The sequence below is a fragment of the Streptomyces sp. NRRL S-378 genome (assembly GCF_000720645.1).
Lineage (GTDB): Bacteria > Actinomycetota > Actinomycetes > Streptomycetales > Streptomycetaceae > Streptomyces.
On the sequence record NZ_JOBX01000185.1, the window covers coordinates 1 to 865 of the forward strand.

Here is an 865-nt window from a genome sequence, read left to right on the forward strand (position 1 = left end):
GAGATTGCCTCTTGTCTCGTGGGCTCGGAGATGTGTATAAGAGACAGGTTCGGTGGCCGGGGGGAGGCCGAGGAGCCAGGCGGCGCGGGGGACGGAGTGGTGGGCGTTGGCTCCGTGCAGGACGGTGAGGTGGGGGCCGTGGCGTTCGCGCGCGAGGAGGAGGGCGAGTTGGTTGGCTTCGGTGCCGCCGGTGGTGATGAGGGCGTCGGGGTGGGGGGTGTCGTGGAATTCGGCGGCGAGGGCGCGGGTGAGGAGGGCTTCGATCGCGGAGGCGGCGGGGGCCTGGTCCCAGGAGTCGAGGGAGGGGTTGAGGGCGCCGGCGGCGAGGTCGGCGGCGACGGCGACGGCGAGGGGTGGACAGTGCAGGTGGGCGGCGCAGTGGGGGTGGGCGGGGTCCGCGGCGCCGGCGGCGAGGGTGCGGACGAGGGTGCGGAGGGCTTCGTGGTCGCCGGTGCCGTGGTCGGGCAGTACGTCGCCGAGTGCGGTGCGGACGTGGGCGGTGACGGCGTCGGGGCCGCCGGTGGGGAGGGGGCCGTAACGGTCCTGCGCGCCGGTGCGGAGGGCGTCGAGGACGGTGTCGAGGAGGGGGCGCAGGGCGTGCGGGCCGGTGGCTCCGCCGGCGAGCGGGTTGCCGTGCGGCGCTGTCAACGGGACCTCCGGGGGCTGGCGGGGTGCCGTGCGGTGCGGGACACCCGACCAGTACAACGATGAGACCCGAATGGGGTAACCGCCGGGGTTTGTCCGAGTCGGCGGTGGCGTTGCCGCAGGCGGGGGTGCGGGGCGCGGGCGGTGGCGTTGCCGGAGGCGGGTTGCCGGGCGCGGGCGGTGGCGTTGCCGGAGGCGGGTTGCCGGGCGCGGGCGGTGG

At 76.2% G+C, this 865-nt stretch carries 1 pseudogene; it reads right to left on the minus strand.

Annotated features, from left to right (window positions below):
* Positions 1–648, minus strand: a pseudogene (locus tag IH80_RS0138425) (pyridoxal-dependent decarboxylase); the annotation flags it as partial.
* Positions 649–865 lie beyond the last annotated feature (217 nt).